The 470-nt window shown below is 36.6% G+C and carries 1 protein-coding gene; it reads right to left on the bottom strand.

The genetic code is table 11. The features are described 5' to 3' along the window. Positions 1-33: 33 nt before the first annotated feature. On the bottom strand, positions 34-470 hold a 437-nt coding region (locus RNB18_RS51460), incomplete at its 5' end, for an MBL fold metallo-hydrolase (RefSeq protein WP_311720989.1).

Genomic DNA, 470 nt, shown 5'->3' with positions numbered 1-470 from the left:
CAATATAATCTGCGCGAGATTTGAATAAATTTTTTACTTCAAAAACGGATTATATTGTTTCTCAAAGCCAATTGAAGTAGGATTCCCATGACCGGAAAAAACCTGCGTATCATTATCCAGAATGAAAAGTTTAGTTTTAATACCATCAATCAGCTGATCATAATTTCCTTTATACAAATCTGTTCTGCCAATACTCCCTTCAAAAAGAACATCACCTGAGATCATGAATTTCTGATTTTCATTATGATAAACCACACTTCCCGGAGAATGTCCAGGAACATGATAAATTTTAAACTTTTCTCCATCCAGCTCCAGCTCATCCCCTTCTTTGATATATTCAACATCTACTTTTACGGGATCTATCTGCATTCCGAATCTGATACCGCTTGCCTGAAGCATATCCAGTACCTCCTGATCTTCCTGATGCATATTCACCGGTATATTAAACTTGTCAAACGCCCATTGAAGTC

It is taken from the genome of Streptomyces doebereineriae (assembly GCF_031845645.1).
Classification (GTDB): Bacteria; Actinomycetota; Actinomycetes; order Streptomycetales; family Streptomycetaceae; genus Streptomyces; species Streptomyces canus.
This window is presented reverse-complemented; position numbering and strand designations above follow the sequence as displayed.